15 protein-coding genes and 1 pseudogene are annotated in these 17704 nt (G+C 64.2%); 8 read left to right on the top strand and 8 right to left on the bottom strand.

Going from position 1 to position 17704, the window contains the following annotated elements:
- Positions 1-176: 176 nt before the first annotated feature.
- Positions 177-1430: pseudogene (locus sphantq_RS12225) on the top strand (MFS transporter); the annotation flags it as partial.
- 137 nt (positions 1431-1567) lie between these two features.
- Here the strand turns inward: sphantq_RS12225 and sphantq_RS12220 are convergent.
- The 3 genes from sphantq_RS12220 to sphantq_RS12210 are packed head-to-tail and all read right to left on the bottom strand — an operon-like array spanning position 1568 to position 6238.
- Positions 1568-2557: a nuclease gene (locus tag sphantq_RS12220; RefSeq protein WP_244884326.1), complete on the bottom strand. Its 990-nt coding sequence runs from the start codon at positions 2555-2557 to the stop codon at positions 1568-1570.
- A 16-nt stretch (positions 2558-2573) separates the two neighbouring features.
- Positions 2574-3752: a YdcF family protein gene (locus sphantq_RS12215; RefSeq protein WP_272800225.1), complete on the bottom strand. Its 1179-nt coding sequence runs from the start codon at positions 3750-3752 to the stop codon at positions 2574-2576.
- Positions 3752-6238 (bottom strand): TonB-dependent receptor, encoded by a 2487-nt coding sequence (locus sphantq_RS12210; protein WP_272798615.1) that lies wholly within the window; start codon positions 6236-6238, stop codon positions 3752-3754. Before sphantq_RS12210 ends, sphantq_RS12215 begins: the two co-directional genes overlap by 1 nt.
- A 134-nt stretch (positions 6239-6372) precedes the next feature.
- Here sphantq_RS12210 and sphantq_RS12205 point away from each other — a divergent pair, with 134 nt between their 5' ends.
- The 5 genes from sphantq_RS12205 to sphantq_RS12185 all read left to right on the top strand — a co-directional run bounded on the left by sphantq_RS12205 (position 6373) and on the right by sphantq_RS12185 (position 9223).
- The gene (locus tag sphantq_RS12205) at positions 6373-6786 is read left to right on the top strand and encodes a MarR family winged helix-turn-helix transcriptional regulator (protein WP_272798614.1); all 414 of its coding nucleotides are present in this window, start codon (positions 6373-6375) and stop codon (positions 6784-6786) included.
- A 33-nt stretch (positions 6787-6819) separates the two neighbouring features.
- Positions 6820-7863 carry an IS110 family transposase gene (locus sphantq_RS12200; protein WP_272798613.1) on the top strand — a complete coding sequence of 348 codons (1044 nt, stop codon included), beginning with the start codon at positions 6820-6822 and terminating at the stop codon, positions 7861-7863.
- Positions 7864-8144: 281 nt separating this feature from the next.
- Positions 8145-8891, top strand: a complete 747-nt coding sequence (locus tag sphantq_RS12195) for an ROK family protein (protein ID WP_272798612.1) — start codon at positions 8145-8147, stop codon at positions 8889-8891.
- A 21-nt stretch (positions 8892-8912) separates the two neighbouring features.
- Positions 8913-9077, top strand: a complete 165-nt coding sequence (locus sphantq_RS12190) for a hypothetical protein (RefSeq protein ID WP_272798611.1) — start codon at positions 8913-8915, stop codon at positions 9075-9077.
- Positions 9074-9223 carry a hypothetical protein gene (locus sphantq_RS12185; RefSeq protein ID WP_272798610.1) on the top strand — a complete coding sequence of 50 codons (150 nt, stop codon included), beginning with the start codon at positions 9074-9076 and terminating at the stop codon, positions 9221-9223. The genes sphantq_RS12190 and sphantq_RS12185 overlap by 4 nt, the downstream gene beginning before the upstream one ends.
- A 138-nt stretch (positions 9224-9361) precedes the next feature.
- Here sphantq_RS12185 and sphantq_RS12180 read toward each other — a convergent pair whose 3' ends face one another.
- Both sphantq_RS12180 and sphantq_RS12175 read right to left on the bottom strand, forming a co-directional pair.
- Positions 9362-9835 carry a group I truncated hemoglobin gene (locus sphantq_RS12180; protein ID WP_272798609.1) on the bottom strand — a complete coding sequence of 158 codons (474 nt, stop codon included), beginning with the start codon at positions 9833-9835 and terminating at the stop codon, positions 9362-9364.
- Positions 9836-9846: 11 nt separating this feature from the next.
- Complete coding sequence (locus tag sphantq_RS12175) at positions 9847-10653, bottom strand: DUF3034 family protein (protein ID WP_244884325.1); 807 nt, start codon at positions 10651-10653, stop codon at positions 9847-9849.
- 186 nt (positions 10654-10839) lie between these two features.
- Between sphantq_RS12175 and sphantq_RS12170 the strand changes: the two genes are divergently transcribed.
- Together sphantq_RS12170 and sphantq_RS12165 are read left to right on the top strand one after the other, a co-directional pair.
- Positions 10840-11454, top strand: coding sequence for a cupredoxin domain-containing protein (locus sphantq_RS12170; protein ID WP_066599860.1), 615 nt, complete (start codon positions 10840-10842; stop codon positions 11452-11454).
- Positions 11451-13754 (top strand): putative bifunctional diguanylate cyclase/phosphodiesterase, encoded by a 2304-nt coding sequence (locus sphantq_RS12165; RefSeq protein WP_066599853.1) that lies wholly within the window; start codon positions 11451-11453, stop codon positions 13752-13754. The genes sphantq_RS12170 and sphantq_RS12165 overlap by 4 nt, the downstream gene beginning before the upstream one ends.
- A gap of 167 nt (positions 13755-13921) precedes the next feature.
- Here the strand turns inward: sphantq_RS12165 and sphantq_RS12160 are convergent, their stop codons facing one another.
- The 3 genes from sphantq_RS12160 to sphantq_RS12150 are packed head-to-tail and all read right to left on the bottom strand — an operon-like array spanning position 13922 to position 17699.
- Entirely contained in the window at positions 13922-15946 is a 2025-nt protein-coding gene (locus sphantq_RS12160) for a M3 family metallopeptidase (protein WP_272798608.1), read from the bottom strand.
- Entirely contained in the window at positions 15939-16754 is an 816-nt protein-coding gene (locus sphantq_RS12155) for a transglutaminase-like domain-containing protein (RefSeq protein ID WP_272798607.1), read from the bottom strand. The genes sphantq_RS12160 and sphantq_RS12155 overlap by 8 nt, the downstream gene beginning before the upstream one ends.
- A gap of 6 nt (positions 16755-16760) precedes the next feature.
- On the bottom strand, positions 16761-17699 hold the full coding sequence (locus sphantq_RS12150) for a transglutaminase family protein (protein ID WP_272798606.1): 939 nt from the start codon (positions 17697-17699) through the stop codon (positions 16761-16763).
- Between the last annotated feature and the right edge of the window lie 5 nt (positions 17700-17704).

Genomic DNA, 17704 nt, shown 5'->3' with positions numbered 1-17704 from the left:
AATTCCGCTACCCTTGTCCAAGTCTAACATAATGTCATCGAGCCATGCGACGAAGACGTCATCGCGAGGGCATCGCAAGGGCAGATTGCAAAACGGGTCCAGCGGATATCGACGGTGAATGAGCATCGCCGGGCGTCGCGAAAATGTAAGAATGCCGCCCTAATGCCCGGCACGACATGCTGACCGTTCCCGGCACCAGTAAGTGGACAACGCATCGCCGACATGCACAGCGGTTGAACCACGCCGGCGAAGGTCGGTTGCTGGCCTATGCGTCCGGCAATTTCGGCAAGGCGCTCCTGTTTTCAGGCGCCGACCTCACCATCCTCTTTCTTCTGACCGACCTGCTGAACCTGTCGCCGGTGACGGCCGGTTCCCTGATGCTCGTCGCGCTGGCCGGGGACCTCGTCTTCGACCTGCTGGCGGCACAGTTGGTCATCCGCCTGCGCCGCTCCGGCAAAGGCTATCGCTGGATGATCGCGGCGGCCGCCCTGCCCTGCGGCGCGGCGTTCGCTTTGCTTTACGCCCTGCCAGCGATGGGCGTGCGGCAAATATGGGTATTTGCCGGCGCGTTGCTGGTGTTTCGCGGCGCCTATGCCGTGATCGACGTGCCGCACAATGCGTTGATGGCGCGCATGACGAGCGACAGCCGTGCGCGCGGGCGGGTTTCGGGATACCGGCTCCTCTTCAGCACGACGAGCGCCCTTACGATCGCCATCGTCCTAACGCCGCTGGTCCAGCAGGCGGGCGCCAGCCATGGCTTCGATCGCCTCGCCATCACCGGCCTGGTGGCAGCTGTTCTTTTCGTGCTGACCATGACGGCGAGCGCGACGACGTCCGGCGGCGGCACGACGGCGCCGCCAGATCGCGACGGCATCGTAATTCCGCTGCGCGATCCCATGATCGTCGGTTTGGCCGTGCTGGCGGTCATCACCGGCTTCGCCGCGCCCACTTTCGGCCGGATGCTGCTCTATATCGGCACCTATGTCGTGCATCGTCCCGACCTGGTCCGCACGCTGATGCTGGCGCTGACCATGGGCCAGTTTCTGGGTGTGCTCGGCTGGACCGCGATGACGAACCGCTTCAGCAAGACGTCCCTGCTCGCCGCGGGTCATGCCGTCAGCGCGACGGGGCTGTTGCTCTTTGGCTTGTGCCTGCCCTGGCCCGAAGCGCTTATGGCCTGTGCGATGGTGATCGGCTTCGGTCTCGCCAGCGTTTTCATGCTTCCTTGGGGCCTGCTGGCCAATGCGGTGGACTTCGTGGCCTGGCGGCACGGCCGGCGGTTCGAGACGGGTCTGTTCGCCTTCTATCTCGTTGTCGTAAAGGCGAGCGGCGCCGCCTCCACCGCACTGATCGGCTGGACCTTGGGCTGGCTCGGCTATGTGCCCGACACAGAACAGACGGTCCCCGTCCGGGCGGGAATGTTGGGCCTGGGGCTAGGCATATCCATCCTCGGCTCCCTTGGCGCCATCCTGCTGATGCGCCGTTTCAACGCCGGCCACGCCACCCATGCCCGCCTGATCGCCGCGCTGGCGCACAGAAACAGAAGGGCGGGGCGGCCCCAAGTGGATCAGTCGGGCGCTGATCCGGTTTCTGGATTGAACCGGGGATTGGCGAAGTCCAGTGGCGACGGCGTCGCTTTGGACGGGGCGATCGCGCTTTCCGTCCAGGCCCGGCACAGCATGTCGCGCAGCATCGCCGCGCCCGCCGCCGTCCGCTCATAGATCATCCCGCGCACATCCTTGTCGGCATAATCGGCAAAGCCGTCGCGCTGCTCCAACTGATAGATGCGCTCCATTCTCTCGCCGGACTGGTCCAGAAAGGCCAGCACCGCGTCGAACATGTCGCCGCTGCGATGCGCCGGCGCGCCGATGCGGGGGGCGATATCCGCGACCGTCAGCGCCATGCCATCGACGAACCGGCTTTCGAAGCGGCCATGGATGCTGCGATCGGTCGTGTACCCGTGGGGGTTGGCGCCACGCCAGCCGTCGGAATTGACCGAATCGTGCAGGGGCTGCGCACCGTCGCCGATATAATGGCCCAGGCGAATGGCCTGGAAGGCGCAATGGGCTTCGGGCGTCGATGCGTCCCCCCCTTCCGCCTGCGCCTTGCGGACATAACGCATACACACGACCAGCCGGTCATAGGCTTCGATCGCCGCATAAGGCAGCGTGCCGGTCCAGCGGACGTTGGTCCGCGCGGCAGTTTGCGGATCGCTATTCTTGATCGCCTCATATTGCTTGTAGAGCGCGAGAATAAATTCGTACCGCGACCGCGGGATCGGCTTCACGAAACGGAACTGTTCCCGGAACCAGCCATGGTTGGGGTCTTCCTCCATCTTCGAGAAATTCTCCGAATCCCCGCGCCAACTGTCCGGCAGCGAGGCGGAGGCCGCGATATAGTCCACATGCCTGCGCAGGAAGATGGGGCCGTCATCGGGTATCGCCTCGATCGCGGCGCGGTCGATCACCGCATGGGCGGTCCCGCCCCAGGCATGGGCGCTGCCGGGAAGTAGCGCCCATGCGCTGACGGCGGCGAGGATGAAGGCTGGAATATGCATCGGCGTAGCTCCGGGTTCAGGGATCGAGCGGGTCGCGCGGATCGATCCGCGCAGATGCGCGGGACGGGCGGAACAGCAATTCGGTGGGGGACAGGCGGCGACCGATCTGGCCCGGCTGATAGCCCAATTCGTCCTGGTTGCGCTTGACGAACTGCACGCTTTCGATCGCGGCGCTCTGACCGGGGTTGCAGACAATCAATGCATCCTGGTCCAGCGGAGCGCCCATCGCCATCAGCAGGCGGCTGGCATTGCGCAAATTGGTCGTCGTGTGGCGGGCATAGGGTTCGATCAGGATCGCATCGGCCGGCACGCCATAGCGTTCGATCAGCGCGTCGCGCATCCGCTCCGCCTCCGCGAAGCGCGTCGCACGCGGATGGGCGCGGCCGCCAGTGACGATGAGGAAGGGCGCCTCGCCCTGCGCAAACCGGCTGGCGGCCAGGCGCAGATGATATTTGCCGAACGGACTGAGCGCCATGTCCACAACCTCCGGGCCAACGCCGGTGACGATCAGCGCCGAATAACGATGGCGACGCCAGTCGATCGTCCGCGCCCGCGCCATCGCGGCCGCATTGGCGCCGCCGGTCAGCGGTTCGAAACCGATCGCGTCGATACGGTCGCTGACGTCCAGCAGGGCCAGCGCATAGTCGATGCCAGGATCGAGCGCCTGCGCCGATTGCGCGCGCGGGGTGGCGGACAGCCAGTCTGCGGCCTGCAACCGCGCCTGCCGCTCCTGCGGATCGATCATGCCCGCCCCGTCGATCTGAGGATAAGGCGGCACCTGGCCAAGCCCATAGGTGCGAACAACGACATTGACACCTTCCAACTCGCGTCGCGCCTGGGCCGACCGACCGTCATCGAACGCAGGAAGACCCGGAAGCGTCGCCGCGGCGCGGGCGATATGGTCGGCCTCTACGGCGGTCCAGATCAAGGCTTGCGCCCGACAGAGCGGGTCCTGGCCACAGTCCGCCCGGCGTGCCTGCCGGACTTCGAGCAGGGCGGGGATGCCGACGCTTCCCTTCAGCGCGCGGAGCGCCGCTGGATCGCGCGCCAATGCGTCGAGCAGCGGGAAGAGCCGTTGCGACAGGCTTTCGGTCACGCTGTCGCGCACCGCCCCGGCGCAAGCCGGGGCGGGCGTCAACGCAACAGTCGCCGCCGTGACGAACAGGGTCGCCATGCGTACCGCGCGGCCCGTCATCACCAGGACTTGCTGATGACGAAGCGGAAGTTGCGACCAAAGATCGGGCGGCCGTAAATAGCCTCCGCGCTGCCCTGGCCGCTCAGCGAGTCGGTACGGGTGTTGCCCTCGGTCAAGCCATGGGCGTTGAACAGATTGTCGCCCACGACCTGTATCTGCCAGCCGCCGTGGCGCGCCGTGATCCCCGCGCCGACCGTGCCATAGGCCGGCAGCGCCGTATTATTGTACAGATCGACGAAACGCTTGCCCATATAGGTGTAGCGCCCATAGACCGAGATGTCCGTCTCACCCGACTTGAAGTCGAAGCTGGGGCGGATATTGCCATAGACCTTGGGCTGACGGACGATCTGATTGCCTTCGGCCTGTTCCGGGTCGGCGCCGGTCGCGCTCTGGAAATTCTTATATTTGGGATCGCTAATGGTCAGCGCGCCGTTGAGCGTGAACCAGGGCGTCACGGCCAGGCTGGCGTCGAACTCGACGCCCTTGACTTGCGCTTCGCCGATGAAGGGTATGTTCACATCGTTGCGGCCCGTGGTCGGGTCAAAGGCCAGAAAGGACGCATTCAAGGGATCGAAATTGGTATAGAAGCCAGTGACGTAGAGATAGGAGCGTCCCGATGCGAGCTTCAGCCCCGCTTCGAACTGGTCGGCGACGGTGGTGATGATGGTCGGGTTGATGCTCATCACCGTCTGCACGTTAGGCGGCGTTTCCAGATGCGAGGCACGGCCATAGACGCCGACATGGCGGCTGAAATCGTAATTCGCGCCGATCGTCCAGTTGGTGACGGTGGGCTTGCGCTTGGCGCTGACGATCGCGCCGGTAAAGGCGCGGGTCGTGTCGTCCGCCAGGGTCGTGGCGTCGCCCAGATTAGCGGCTTCGGTCAGCGCGGCCCAGCCCTTGTAGCTGTAGCGTTCGTGGCGGATGCCGGCGTCGATCCGCAGGCCCGACACGATTTCCCAGGTATCGTTGGCGTAGATAGCGACCATCTTCGCATCGCTGTCGCCCTGGCTTAGCGTAGCGGCATAGTTGAGCACGCCATTGTCGGTGACGCGGCCCAGTTCGGCGCCGGCCGCGCTATAGGCGACCAGGTCCAGCGTGCGGGGCTGACCGGCCACTTCGATCAGATAATTCTGATAGGTCGTGCGGCTGCTCTCGCCATAGAGGCTGGCATAGAGGCCAAGCTTGATGTCGTGGCTGCCGATGCCGGTGTCGAATTTCTTCGCGACCGAGAAATTGGCCTGACCCGAATAATATTTCGAATGGATGTCGCGATACTGGCCCTGCATGACCAGCCCAGACGCGGCGTCGGGGTCATAGGCGGTGGTGGCGCCGGCCAGCACATAGCCGAAATGATCGACCGCGCCGAAAGCCGTGGTGGCGCGGGCGAGGTAGCCGCTGGCGAATGTGTCGGCATCGGCCGGGTTGGTGGTCGAATAAAAGGCGGTGAAGTCAAGTTTGCCCTGAGTGTAGCCGGCCTTGGCGGATACCAGCCAGCCGTCGAAATCCGCGTCATATTGCGCGCCGATGTTGATCATCTGCATATGGCGGCCGTCGGACAGGTCGCTGGTGCCGCTCTGGATCACCCCCGCGCCATCACGATATTTGAGGTTCACGTTGCGCAGCGCAGGCGAGTTCATCGTGCCGTCGAAAAAGTCGATATAGCGGTTCAGCGAAACGCTGGGATCGCGCGGGTCCGCGGTCGGGATCGGCAGATAGAAGACATTGTGATCGTTGACATAGTTCAGGCTCAGCTTGATCGAGCCATTGTCCAGGTCATGTTTGATGTTCGCCCGGATCTGGCCGCCCTTGTCGTTGGGGAAGCCATTGTCGCGATAACCGTCATGCTGGCGGATGAAGCCGCCGATCGCATAATAGGTATTTTTGCCCAACGGTCCGGCCTGATAGGCATCCAGGCGGTAGAGGCCGGTGTCGCCCAAAGTGAGTTGCGCCTTGCCGCGGGCCACGTCGTTACCGGTCACGGTGATAGCGTTGATGATCGCGCCCGAATAGCTGGCATAGACCGGCGCCGGGCCGCCGCGCACGACTTCGACATGGTCCGTCATCAGATCCTGCTTCAGGATCGCATCGCCACGGAAGAAGACGCCATCATTTTCGTGGAACAACGGCAGGCCGTCCTGCTGGAAGCTCACAAAGCCGCCGTCATTGGGCAGGCCGCGGATGCGATAGATATTCTGCACTTCGCCGCCGGTGATCTCGGTCTGGAAACCGGGCAGTTGGCCGATAAGGTCGGCGAAGTTCACCGGCGCGATCTTCTCGATATCCTCGTTCGAGATGGTGTTGATCGCATAGGACACGTCGAAGCGGCGCTGGGCGCGGGTGGAACCAGTGACGATGATGTCGCTGGCCCCCTCGCCCGCTGCGGGCACCGGCGCGACGGGCGCTGCATCCTGGGCGATGACGGGGGTGGCGCCGGCGGAACAAAGCGCCGCAACGGCGGCGCCGGTCGCGAATATGGTCTTGATCATGGAAAGCCCCTCTGAGTTGGTCGAGCGCCCCCTGATCGATCAGTGTGACGTTTTTAATTATTGTTGTGAAAATAAATAAAAGCCGTTAGCGCGACCGCATTCCCGTTTCGGACCCATGCCAAAGGGCCAATCCGATGCATTTCCCGACACTCGACAAGGATCAGCGGCGCATCATCCAATGGCTGCGCAAGTCTGGTCCTCTGTCCCGTTCGGCGCTGGCGGGAACATTGGAAATCAGCGGCACGGCGCTGACGCGCCTGTCGCGCGACCTGCTGGCATTGGGCCTGGTCGAGGAAATGCCCGACGGCGAAACGCATGGCAGGGGGCGACCGGCCGTGCCGCTGCGCCTCTCGCCAAAGGGGGGATATGCGGTCGGCGCGACCGCACATAAGGGCATTCTCGACATTGCGCTGGTGGACTTCGCCGGGCGGACGATCACGACCCATCATGAGGCGATCGAACCGATCGAACCCGTCGCCTTCGCCCAGAAAGTGCGCCGCGTGTTGGGGTGGACGACCCCCGAACGGCATCAAAGTGTGCCAGAATGAGGTCGTTGTAGATCTCAACCGAGGAGGCCGTCCGTGGAACAGTTTATCCGAGTTGGAATGGATACGTCAAAGCATGTCTTTCAGCTGCATGGCGTGAATGCGGCCGAGGAGCCGGTATTGCGCAAGAAGCTTCGGCGCAAAGAGATGGTCGAGTTTTTCGGTAAACTGCCGCCGACGGTAGTGGCAATCGAAGCGTGCGGCGGCTCGCATCACTGGGCGCGGGAGCTGCAATCGTTGGGGCATGAGGTGAAGATGCTGCCGCCGCAATATGTGAAACCATATGTAAAGCGTGGCAAGAATGACGCCGCCGATGCCGAGGCGTTGTGCGAAGCGATGAGCCGCCCGACGATGCGCTGCGTGCCGGTGAAGACTGCCGAGCAGCAAGCGGCACTGATGTTGGTCGGTACGCGGGACCGCTTGGTTCGCAATCGCACGCAGCTGACCAATGCGATCCGTGGTTACGCGGCCGAATTGGGACTGACGGCTGCCAAAGGGATGCGGCATATCACGCCATTGCTCGACCGGATCGCGACGGATGAGACGCTGCCGGAAATGGCGCGCGATCTGTTCGCACTTCACGCCCACGAATATGCGCAGTTACAGAAGGAAATCGAAAGGGTTGAGAGCCGGCTGATGACATGGCACCGTGCTGACGAATGCAGTCGTCGCCTTGCGCAAATACCGGGCGTTGGTCCAATCGGAGCTTCGCTTTTGATGATGAAGACGCCGGCGCCTGAACTGTTTGGATCTGGCCGCGATTTTGCCGCGTGGCTTGGCCTGACACCCAGAGATCATTCGACAGCCGGGAAGACCAGACTTGGCGTCATCACCCGCGCCGGTGACGAGGCCTTGCGAAGTACCTTGATACAGGGTGCAACCGCTCTCCTCCGACAGGTGCGGATGGGGCGAAGTAAAAATGCATCTTCCTGGCTCATGGAGTTGCTCAAGCGCAAGCCGCCCAAGCTTGTCGCTGTGGCGCTGGCGAACAAGGTCGCCCGTATTGCCTGGAAAATGATGATGACAGGCGAACCCTACAAATCCCGATCTGCAGTGCCTGCACTAGGGGTCGCGGCATAGAGCTCATCGCTGCACGGGGAGTACAGCTAACGCTACCGTGCTGAGTTGGGGCTGGAACTTGCAAGAGAACGAGCAGATGGTGTGATCGATCGATCCGAAACGCGTGACACTCCGCATGAATCACTGGCCTTCACAGGTCGCGATTGTGTTTGGAACTCGCGTGGCGGAAACCATCTTGGCCCGCGGTCATGTGCGACCGCACACCGAGGCCGGACATATGATCGCAAGCGATCCGTTCAAAATATCTGTTCAGGGTTCTTGTAAGTGGGGGTCGTCCACATATGATTCATGATCTCGTGGATCGGCACGACTTGCTGGGATGGCGCATGTTGGGGATCGGCATCGCCGTGCCCGGCCCCTCCCTTTCCCCGACCGGGGATCGCTGGAGCGTGGTCGATGTGCTGCCCAACTGGCGCGCCGCGCCTCTGCGCGAGATATTCTCCAATGAGTTCGGCTGGCCGCTCTGGATCGAAAATGACGCCAATGCGGCAGCGATTGCCGAATATTATCTGGGTGGGCTGATTCGCGATTTTGCGACCGTCGTCGTGCTGTTGCTGGGCTTTGGCATCGGCGCAGGGGTGATCGTCGACGGCAGGCTGGTCCGCGGTCAGTTCGGCGTGGCGGGGGAAATCGGTTGCCTCTTTCCCGGCGACCTCCCGCGTCCCAGCCCCCTCGACCTCCTGTCGACATTGCGCGCCAGCGGCTGCGACATTTCCTCGGTCGGGGAAATCGACCTTGCCGCGCCCTGGCAGGCATCGACCATAGAAGCGTGGCTGGACCGCGCCGCGCGGCAGCTTGAAACCGTCTGCAATACCGCTTTCGCCTGGCTAGACCCCGGCGCGATCGTGCTGGCGGGCACTTTGCCTCCGCCGATCCTGGCCGGTCTGGCCGATCGTCTGCATCGCGCCGATCTGGTGACGATATTGGACCGCCGCCGCCCGCCGATTCGGATATCAGGCCTGCGCGGTTCCCCGATCACGCTGGGCGCCGCGCTGCTGCCGATCCACGCGCTATCTGCGGAAATCTAGCCTAAGCCCATCAACCAGATATTGTGCGCCAATATTTTCACGGTCGTGGCCGAAGCCGTGCGCTTCGCCAAAGCCCATGGTGTCGATGCCACGCTCATTCCCGCCGCGCTCGCCGGCGGCCTCGGCGCGGCCGACAGCGCGGCCTATATGCGCCTGTTCGACCTGGACGGGGAGCGATCGGCATGACCCGCGCCGTCGTGGTGATGGGCGTGGCGGGCTGCGGCAAATCGATTTTGGCGCAAGCGCTGGCGCAGCACACGCAATTGGGATCGTCATTGGCGGCGCTCGCGTCGGCGTTGGTGACGCGCGACCCGACGATATTGCCGCCATAATCCTGGCGGAACTTGTTGCGGCCATATTGATGATAAGCGTCCCAGCGCCAGTTGCCGCTGATTTTGCCTTCCAGTGACAGCATCGCGCGATAGGTCTTGTTAAGCGGCGTCGCAATCGGACCGGTGCTCCTCGCGCGCCTATCGCCCCACGACATCATGGTGCATCGGCGCCAGTTTCGACAGGAAGCGGTTCTGGGCCTGGAAATCGATCTTCTCGGCGCGCATCGCCTGTTGCAGCAATTCGACCAGCCGGTTCATATCCTTGCGCTGCACGCCCAGATCCTTGTGCGACCTGGCCATGTCGCGGCCGCTATAGACGCAGCCGGCGTTGAGGATGTAGCAAAATTGTTCGACCAGCGTCCGTTTCAACCGGACCTTGTCATGACTGGTGAAAATCTCGCCGATAACCGGATCGGCATAGGCCAGCGTCACCATGCCATCGACCACGCGGTTGATGCCGTCCTGGCCATGAAAGGCCTTGACCATCGCATCCCCGGTGAAGGGCGTCGCGCCGGCATTGGCGTTGCTGGCGACATAGGGATCGACGGTCGCTTCGCCGGGCATGGCGTGGGGCGCCGCCTGAAGCAGGAGCAGGGAAAGGATGAGCGACATTGCAATAGTCCTTAAAAGGCGGTCTGGAGCGAGAGGAAGACGCCGCGCTGCCCCTTCACCGTCGCGATCGAGCCAAGATCGGCATAAGCGACCGTCGCGGTCAGGTTGCGGTTGAGCGACAAGGCGGCGAAGGCGTCGAACCAGTCATCCTCCCGCGCGATGCCCAGATTGTTCGGCTTGCTGCGAAACTCGCCGCCAATAGCCAGCCCGCGCGACAATTGCCAAGCGGCCGATCCTTCGAATTCCACGCCATAGTTGCCCTTCTTGTCGCCGCCAAAACCCAGCAGGCCCATCTGGTTCGCCTTGGTCAGGCGCGCCGTGGCGGACAGAAGGAGGGAGCGGGACAGGAACAGCCGGCTGACCGTGGCGTAATAATCCACGCCGTCATCATCGCGCGCGCCCAGCGCCCGCACGACGTCTCCCTGCCCGTTCTTCTTATATTGCACGCCCAGCGCGATCGCCGGCAATGCATCATAGATCAGGTCGCCCGCAACGCGCAGCTTGGCGCCGACGATATCCTGCGAAAAGGCATAATCCTTGCCCAGGCCCAACGCCGCGCCAATCTCGTTCGTGTTGAAATCCTGGCGGGTGTAGCTCAACTCCAGCCGGTCGCGGATGCCGATGGCGACGCCAGCGCTCTGATAATCATAATCCTTCACCTCGACGATCGTGCCATGGGCGGACAGGCCAAAGCCCTCGTCCGTCTCATTGCCCGCGATCACCGCCCAGGGAGTCAGGCCGCCACCGGCAGCGCCTTCCAATGAGCTGATGCCGTTGGTCAGCAGCAATTTGCCGCCGTTACGGAGCGGTTTGGCCATGGCTTGCTCCATGGGCAGAGCAACAGTCAGGGCGGCGAGCGCTATAAAGGAAAATCGGATCATGCCATTTTGATAGCGACCTATGGTTAATATTCGCTTCGCCGATCAGGGCGGACGTTGTCCGCGAAAAGTCGGTCCGGTTCGCACTAAACATTTCTTCAACCTTAGGAATTAGGGACAGGCGCCATGGATTGTCTGCGCCTTGTCCCTCTCGCCCTGACCTGCTTGGCCGCGCCTGCGCAGGCGGGCGATCTCAACCTCAAGCTGGTCGATACGGCGGGGCGCCCGGTCGGCGACGCCGTCGTCACGGTGCGCCCCGCGGGCGGCATCCCGCCCGGCCCGATTCGCTTTTCCTGGCCCACCACCATGGTTCAGCAGAATATCGCCTTCGCCCCGCATGTGCTGGTGGTTCCGGTCGGGACGACGGTGCGCTTCCCCAACAAGGACAAGGTGCGTCATCACGTCTATTCCTTCTCGAAACCGGCCAAATTCGAGATCAAGCTGTTCGGCCAGGACGAAACGCGCAGCTACACCTTCACCTCGACCGGCGCCGTCGCGCTGGGGTGCAACATCCACGACCAGATGAGCGGCTTCATCAAGGTCGTCGACACCCCCTTCGCGATCAAGAGCGATGCGGCCGGCACGGCGCGCCTGGTTGGTATGGCGACCGGCACAGCGCAGGTGACGATCTGGCATCCGCTGCTCAAGGCGAAGGACAATGAAATCGTCGTCAACATCCCCATTCCAGGCAGCGGGGCAGCCAGCAAGACCGTTCCACTGACATTGCGTAGCGGCCGATGATCCGCGCCGCAGCTTTCAAACGGCTCTGGCGGCGCACCGTCTGGCGTTTCCAGTCAACGCTGACATTCCGCATGACGCTCTTCTACGGGGCGCTGTTCGTCGCGGTGTCGATGCTGTCGCTGTTCGGCACCCGCAAGGCGATCGAATCCTATGCCGAAAGCCAGATCCGCCGCGAAATGACGGTCGGCAGCGCCCTGTTCGACCGGATCGCCGCGATGCAGTTTCATCAGTTGGCGCAGGCCGGCAATGTGCTGGCCAGCGACTTCGGCTTTCGAGAAGCGGTCGGCACCAGCGACGCGGCGACCATCGCCTCGGCGCTGCAGAGCCTGCAGGGGCGGTTCAAGATCGACGACGCCATGTTCGTGGGCATCGACGGCGCCGTCGCGGGCGGCGCCGTCGGCCTGTCGGCGGAAGACCAGACCCAGTTGTTCGACGCGCTGGATGCCGGCCGGGAACGGGGCATCGTGCGATGGAGGGGGCAAAGCCATATGGTCGCCGCCGCGCCGGTGCGCGCGCCGATGCTGATGGGCTGGGTCGTGTTCGCGCGCAATATGGGACAGGCGGACCTCCAGCAACTCGCCAAGCTCTCCTCGATCGACCTGCATCCGCAACTCGTGCCGCCGACCCACGCCGCGGGACGCGGCGCCGAGGTTCGGGAGGTCGATCGCGACGGCGAACGCATCCTCAGCTGGGCGCGTCCGGTGCCCGCGCTGGTGGAGGCTGCGCCGCAACGGCTGGTGCTGGAATATAGCCTGACCCGCGCGCTGCAAGGCTATGCGCCCATATTGTGGGCCTTGTTCGGCTTCGGCGCGCTCGGCCTGCTGCTGGCGATCGCCGGCGCCTTTGCGGCATCGCGCCGGCTGGCGCGGCCGATCATCGCTCTGGAGGCCGCCGCCCGCCAAGTCAGCGCGGGCGAACATGCGCAGGTGGAAGTGGAAACCCGCGATGAGATCGGCCGACTGGCGCGCAGCTTCAACCGCATGGTCACCGCGGTTGAGGAGCGCGAGCGCCAGATTGCGCATATGGCCTTCCATGATTCGCTCACCGGCCTTGCCAATCGCACATTGCTGCGCGAACAGATCGCGCTGGCGCTCCAGCGCCATGGCGGCGCGGACTTCGCGCTCTTCTGCCTCGACCTCGACAATTTCAAGTCGGTCAACGACACGTTGGGCCATCCGACCGGCGACGCGCTGCTGTGCGAAGTCGCCACGCGCCTCGCCGAAACCTGCCCCCAGGGCTTCGTCGCCCGGCTGGGTGGCGACGAATTCGCCGTCATCGTGCAGGACGGCAGCGGTGCCGCCGACCAGACCGGCCGCGCGATCGTCCAGGCGCTCACCCGCCCCTTCACCGTCAATGGCCATCGCATCGTCACCGGCGGCAGCGTCGGCATCGCGCTGGCGCCGCAGGACGGGCAGGATGCGACCTCGCTGCTCAAAAATGCCGACCTTGCCCTCTATCGCGCCAAACATGACGGCAAGGGCAGCCATCGCTTCTTCGAAAACGCCATGGACGCCGAAGCGCAGGCGCGCCGCGCCATGGAAGTCGATCTGCACGATGCGCTGCGCAACGGCGAGCTGGAGCTGCATTTCCAGCCGCTGTTCGGACTGTCGCAGAACTGCGTGACCGCGTTCGAGGCGCTGATGCGCTGGAACCATCCGGTGCGCGGCCTGGTGTCGCCGATCGACTTCATCCCGCTGGCCGAAGAAACCGGCCTCATCATCCCAATCGGCGAATGGGCGCTGCACGAAGCCTGCCGCATCGCCACGACCTGGGGCGACGACATCCGCGTCGCGGTGAACGTCTCCCCGGTCCAGTTCCGCAGCTCGACGCTCAACAGCATCGTGTTGCAGGCGCTGGCGCGATCCGGGCTTGAGCCGCAGCGGCTGGAACTGGAGATCACTGAAAGCCTGTTCATCGACAATGTGGAGGCGACCCTGGCCTCACTCCACTCGCTCAAAGTTCTGGGCGTGCGTGTCGCGCTCGATGATTTCGGCACCGGCTATTCCTCGCTCAGCTATCTGCGCAGCTTTCCCTTCGACAAGCTCAAGATCGATCGCAGCTTCATCGTCGACCTGCTCGCCAACAAGGGCGCCACCGCCATCATCCGCGCCATCACGACGCTGGCGGACGCGCTGGGCATCGAAACGACGGCTGAGGGTGTTGAAAGCAGCGAGCAGCTCGACATATTGCGATCCGAAGGCTGCAACCAGATCCAGGGCTATCTTTTCAGCCGGCCGATCCCGGCGAGCGAAGTGCCCGCCCTGCTGGTAAAGCTGTCGGGCAATCGCATGGCGGCCTAAGCCGCCCAGCCTGCATCCAGTCGCATGACCAGCCGGGGGCCGCCCGCGCGCGCGAAGCAGATGTGCGAAGCTATCATGCGGCGGGCGCCAGGGGCGTGATTCTGAAACCCTTCAACCCGCTAACCTTGGCGGGCAATGTCCGAACGCTGATCGACCGAGCCGCGGCGTCAGGCACCGACCAGATGCCGGGCGCGCATCAGGGCGCTGGCGTCGGGCGCGCGGCCCAGAAACGCCCTGAACGAGTCCATCGGATCGCGGCTGTCGCCCGCCGCCAATATCTCGGCACGGAAACGAGCGGCGAGCACGGGATCGAAAATATCGCCCGCCGCCAGAAACGCCTCGAACGCATCGGCGTCCAGCGTCTCCGACCAGGCATAGCTGTAATAGGCACTGGCATAGCCGCCATCGAAGATGTGGGTGAAATAGGGAAAGCGATGCCGCAGCCCGATTTCGGGCGGCATACCCAGCCGCTCAAGCTCCGCCGCGACGAAGCTGCGCGGATCGATGGCCGCGCCCTCCGACTGGTGCATGGCCAGGTCCACCAGCGCGCAGCTTATCAACTCCACCGTGGCGAAACCCTGGCCATAGGCTTCGGCCTTGCGGATCGCGTCGATCAGCGCGTCGGGCACGCCGAAACCCGACAGCACATCGCGGCTGACGATCCAGTTTTCCATGAACTTGCTGGGAAATTCCACGAAATCGCGCGCGACCGCCGTGCCCGACTGGCTGGGATAGGTGACGCGCGACAGCAGGCCGTGGAGCGCATGGCCAAACTCGTGGAACAGCGTGCGCGCCTCGTCAATGGACAGGCGCGTGGCGGCGGCGTCGGGTGGCGGCGCGGCGGCGAAATTGGCGACCAGATAGACGACCGGGCGCACGTCGCCTTCCATCGCCTCCTGCACGCGCAGGCTGCCCATCCAGGCGCCGCCATGTTTTTCGGGCCGCGCCAGATAGTCGGTGAAGAGCAGGCCAACCGGCGCGCCGGCCGCGTCGCCCACTTCCCAGGCCCAGACATCAGGATGATAGCCGGCAATGTCGGCCCGGCGGGTGAAGGTCAGGCCATAAAGGCGCGCGGCGCTGTCGAACGCCGCCTGCCGCACCGCGTCCAACCGCAGATGCTCCGCCACAGCGCCGCCGTCCAGCGCATATCGGTCGCGGCGCACCTGTTCGGCGTAGAAACGCCAGTCCCAGGGCGCGAGCGCAAAGCCGCCGCCGTCCGCGTCGATCAACGCCTGCAATTCGGCCGCTTCCTCGGCGGCGCGACGCTTGCCCGGTTCCCATAGCTGGGCCAGCAGGTCGGCGGCGGCATCGGGATCATGCGCCATACTGTCTTCCAGCGCATAATGGGCATGGTCGACATAGCCCAGCAACGCCGCCCGCTCCTGCCGCAGCGCCAGCGTCTCCGCGATCACCGGCCAATTATCATGCGCCCCGCCGTCGCACCGATCGGTAAAGGCGCGCCACAGCGCCTCACGCAGGTCGCGCCGCGCCGAAAAGCTCAGGAAACTCTCATAATCGGTGCGATCGAGCGTCACATGATAGCGCCCCGCCTGCCCCTTGGCGGCCGCGCGCCCAGCAGCGGCATCGCACAAGGCGGCGGGCAATCCCGCCAGATCATCGGGACCAATGTCCAGCACCCAGTCGGCGGTCGCCGCCAGCACATTATGGCCGAACGCCACCGCCAGCGCCGACAGTCGCGCGTCGATCGCGGCGAAGCGCGCCTTCTGCGCCGGCGCCAGTTCCGCCCCGCCGCGCCGGAAGCTGGCATAGCTGCTTTCCACCAGCCTTATCTGTTCGGGCGTCAAGCCTGCATCGTGCCGCGCGGCATGAACTGCGGCGACTTTCGCGGCGAGCGCCCCGTCATGGCTGATCGCGGCGCCATGCGCGCTCAGCATTGCCGACACCTGCCCCTCGATCGCACGGATGCCGGGCGTCCCCTGCGCCGACGATAGCGTCCAGAACAGCCGGCGCACCCGCGCCAGCGGCGCGCCCGACCGCTCCAGCGCGGCGATCACGGTGTCGAACGTCGCAGGGGCGGCCTCCCCCGCGATCGTCGCAATTTCTTCCCGATGCCAAGCCATGGCCACCGCGAACGCGGGCAGGAAATCTTCATCCCGCACCTTGTCGAAGGGCGGCGCGCCCAGCGGGCCATCCCAGGGTTGCAGCAAGGCGTTGGCATGGGGGTCAGTCAATGGATTGGACCTCGTCGGTGTGCACTTCGAACCGCACCAGATTCGCCGGACCAAAGGCGGTGGTCAAGGCGACATCGGTGGCGTCGCGTCCGCGCGCCATCAAAATGCGGCCGATCCGCGGTCTGTTGTGGCGCGCATCGTGCGTGTACCATTCGCCGTCGATATAGACGTCGAACCAGGCGCTGAAATCCATCGGCGCATCCACCGGCGGGATGCCGATATCGCCCAGATAGCCGGTGCAGTAGCGCGCGGGGATATTCATGCAGCGGCATAGCGTGACGGCCAGATGGGCAAAGTCGCGGCACACGCCCTGCCGCTCCTGATAGGCGTTCCAAGCCGTCTTGTCCGGCCGCGCATGATGATAGCCGAACTCGATATGATTGTGGACGAAGCTGACGATCGCATCGACCCGCGCCCGCGCCGTGCGATAGTGCGCGAAATTGGCCCAGGCGACCGCCATCATCCGGTCTGTTTCGCAATAGCGGCTGCCCAGCAGGAAGGGCATCACCGCATCGGGCAGATCCTCGACCGCCATTTGCGGGCCGTCGGGCGCCTGCGCGTCGGGCATACCGTCATCCTCGATCACGAAGTCGCAGGACAAGGTGACTCCACCCGCCGGGATGGTCAGCCGGGTCGCGACGTTCCCGAACCCGTCCTCGAAATGATAGAGCGGGATGTCCGGGTCCGCCATCAACCGCTGGGGCGTGCGCAAATCCTGATGACGCGAGGGGTGCAGGCTCAGCATCGCCATCATCGCGGTCCTGGTGTCGGTCTCGAATCTTATGTCATATCCGCAGCGGATCAGCATCGAAGGTCACTTTCCTGAAGCGCCGATGGCTCGGCTGTTGATGGCCCCATGATCGGACGGGGGAAATTTCCGGGGATCGGCGCGCCGCACGTCTACCGTCACGTCCATCCCCAGGAAGCTGGCGGGCAGGCCGAACCAGGTGCCCGACAAAGGCAGCGCCTGATAAGGATCACGCGCAATGGCGACGCGGATCAGCCCGCGATTGCCGATAATGCCGTTGGTGGGGTCGAACTCGACCCAGCCCGATCCAGGCAGGAAGATGCGCACCCAGGCATGGGTGTTGCCACCGCCCACCACATCTTCGGACCGCGACGGATTATAGACATAGCCTGAAACGAAGCGCGCGGCGAAACCCAGCGCCCGCACCGCCTCTATCATCAGCACGGCGAAATCGCGGCAGGTGCCCTGGCGCTTGCGCAATGTCTCGATCGGCGACTGGGTGCCCTTTTCCTGGCGCGGGACATAGGTGAAGTCGCGCTGGATGCCAGTCGCCATCCGGGTCAGCAGGTCGACCGTGCCGGTATCGCCATGATTGCTGACGAAGGCGCGCGCCCAATTGTCCACGATCCGTTCGGGGTCATGATATTGCCGCTCGATCGACCGCAGCAGATCGGGCATGTCCTCCGACGAGTAAGTGAAGGGGAACAGCCCGGCATAGGGTTCCACATCCACCTGGCGCTGCGCCAGCGGCGCATGTTCCAGCGTCGCTTCGCTCGTCACGACCAGATGCGACGCCCGCCGCTGGAACGAAGCGATCGCCACCGAATTGCCGAACACATCATGCAACCAGCGTAATTCACTGGGTTCCGGATCGATATCGAGCCGGGCGGACAGCAGCCGCTGGTCAAACGCCTCGCGCGGGCGCATCATGATGCGATGTTCACCCAGCGACACTGGCTGCTGATAGCGATAGCTGGTCACATGATGGATCGTCAGCAGCGGCATGGGGG

It is taken from the genome of Sphingobium sp. AntQ-1 (assembly GCF_028538045.1).
Lineage (GTDB): Bacteria > Pseudomonadota > Alphaproteobacteria > Sphingomonadales > Sphingomonadaceae > Sphingobium > Sphingobium cupriresistens.
This window is presented reverse-complemented; position numbering and strand designations above follow the sequence as displayed.

Coding starts and splice junctions, on each gene's coding strand:
- sphantq_RS12185 (WP_272798610.1), top strand. CDS start 9,074: ATGACCCGCGCCGTCGTGGTGATGGGCGTGGCGGGCTGCGGCAAATCG.
- sphantq_RS12175 (WP_244884325.1), bottom strand. CDS start 10,653: ATGGCCAAACCGCTCCGTAACGGCGGCAAATTGCTGCTGACCAACGGC.
- sphantq_RS12210 (WP_272798615.1), bottom strand. CDS start 6,238: ATGATCAAGACCATATTCGCGACCGGCGCCGCCGTTGCGGCGCTTTGT.
- sphantq_RS12215 (WP_272800225.1), bottom strand. CDS start 3,752: ATGACGGGCCGCGCGGTACGCATGGCGACCCTGTTCGTCACGGCGGCG.
- sphantq_RS12155 (WP_272798607.1), bottom strand. CDS start 16,754: ATGCTGATCCGCTGCGGATATGACATAAGATTCGAGACCGACACCAGG.
- sphantq_RS12165 (WP_066599853.1), top strand. CDS start 11,451: ATGATCCGCGCCGCAGCTTTCAAACGGCTCTGGCGGCGCACCGTCTGG.
- sphantq_RS12220 (WP_244884326.1), bottom strand. CDS start 2,557: ATGCATATTCCAGCCTTCATCCTCGCCGCCGTCAGCGCATGGGCGCTA.
- sphantq_RS12180 (WP_272798609.1), bottom strand. CDS start 9,835: ATGTCGCTCATCCTTTCCCTGCTCCTGCTTCAGGCGGCGCCCCACGCC.
- sphantq_RS12205 (WP_272798614.1), top strand. CDS start 6,373: ATGCATTTCCCGACACTCGACAAGGATCAGCGGCGCATCATCCAATGG.
- sphantq_RS12170 (WP_066599860.1), top strand. CDS start 10,840: ATGGATTGTCTGCGCCTTGTCCCTCTCGCCCTGACCTGCTTGGCCGCG.
- sphantq_RS12195 (WP_272798612.1), top strand. CDS start 8,145: ATGATTCATGATCTCGTGGATCGGCACGACTTGCTGGGATGGCGCATG.
- sphantq_RS12150 (WP_272798606.1), bottom strand. CDS start 17,699: ATGCCGCTGCTGACGATCCATCATGTGACCAGCTATCGCTATCAGCAG.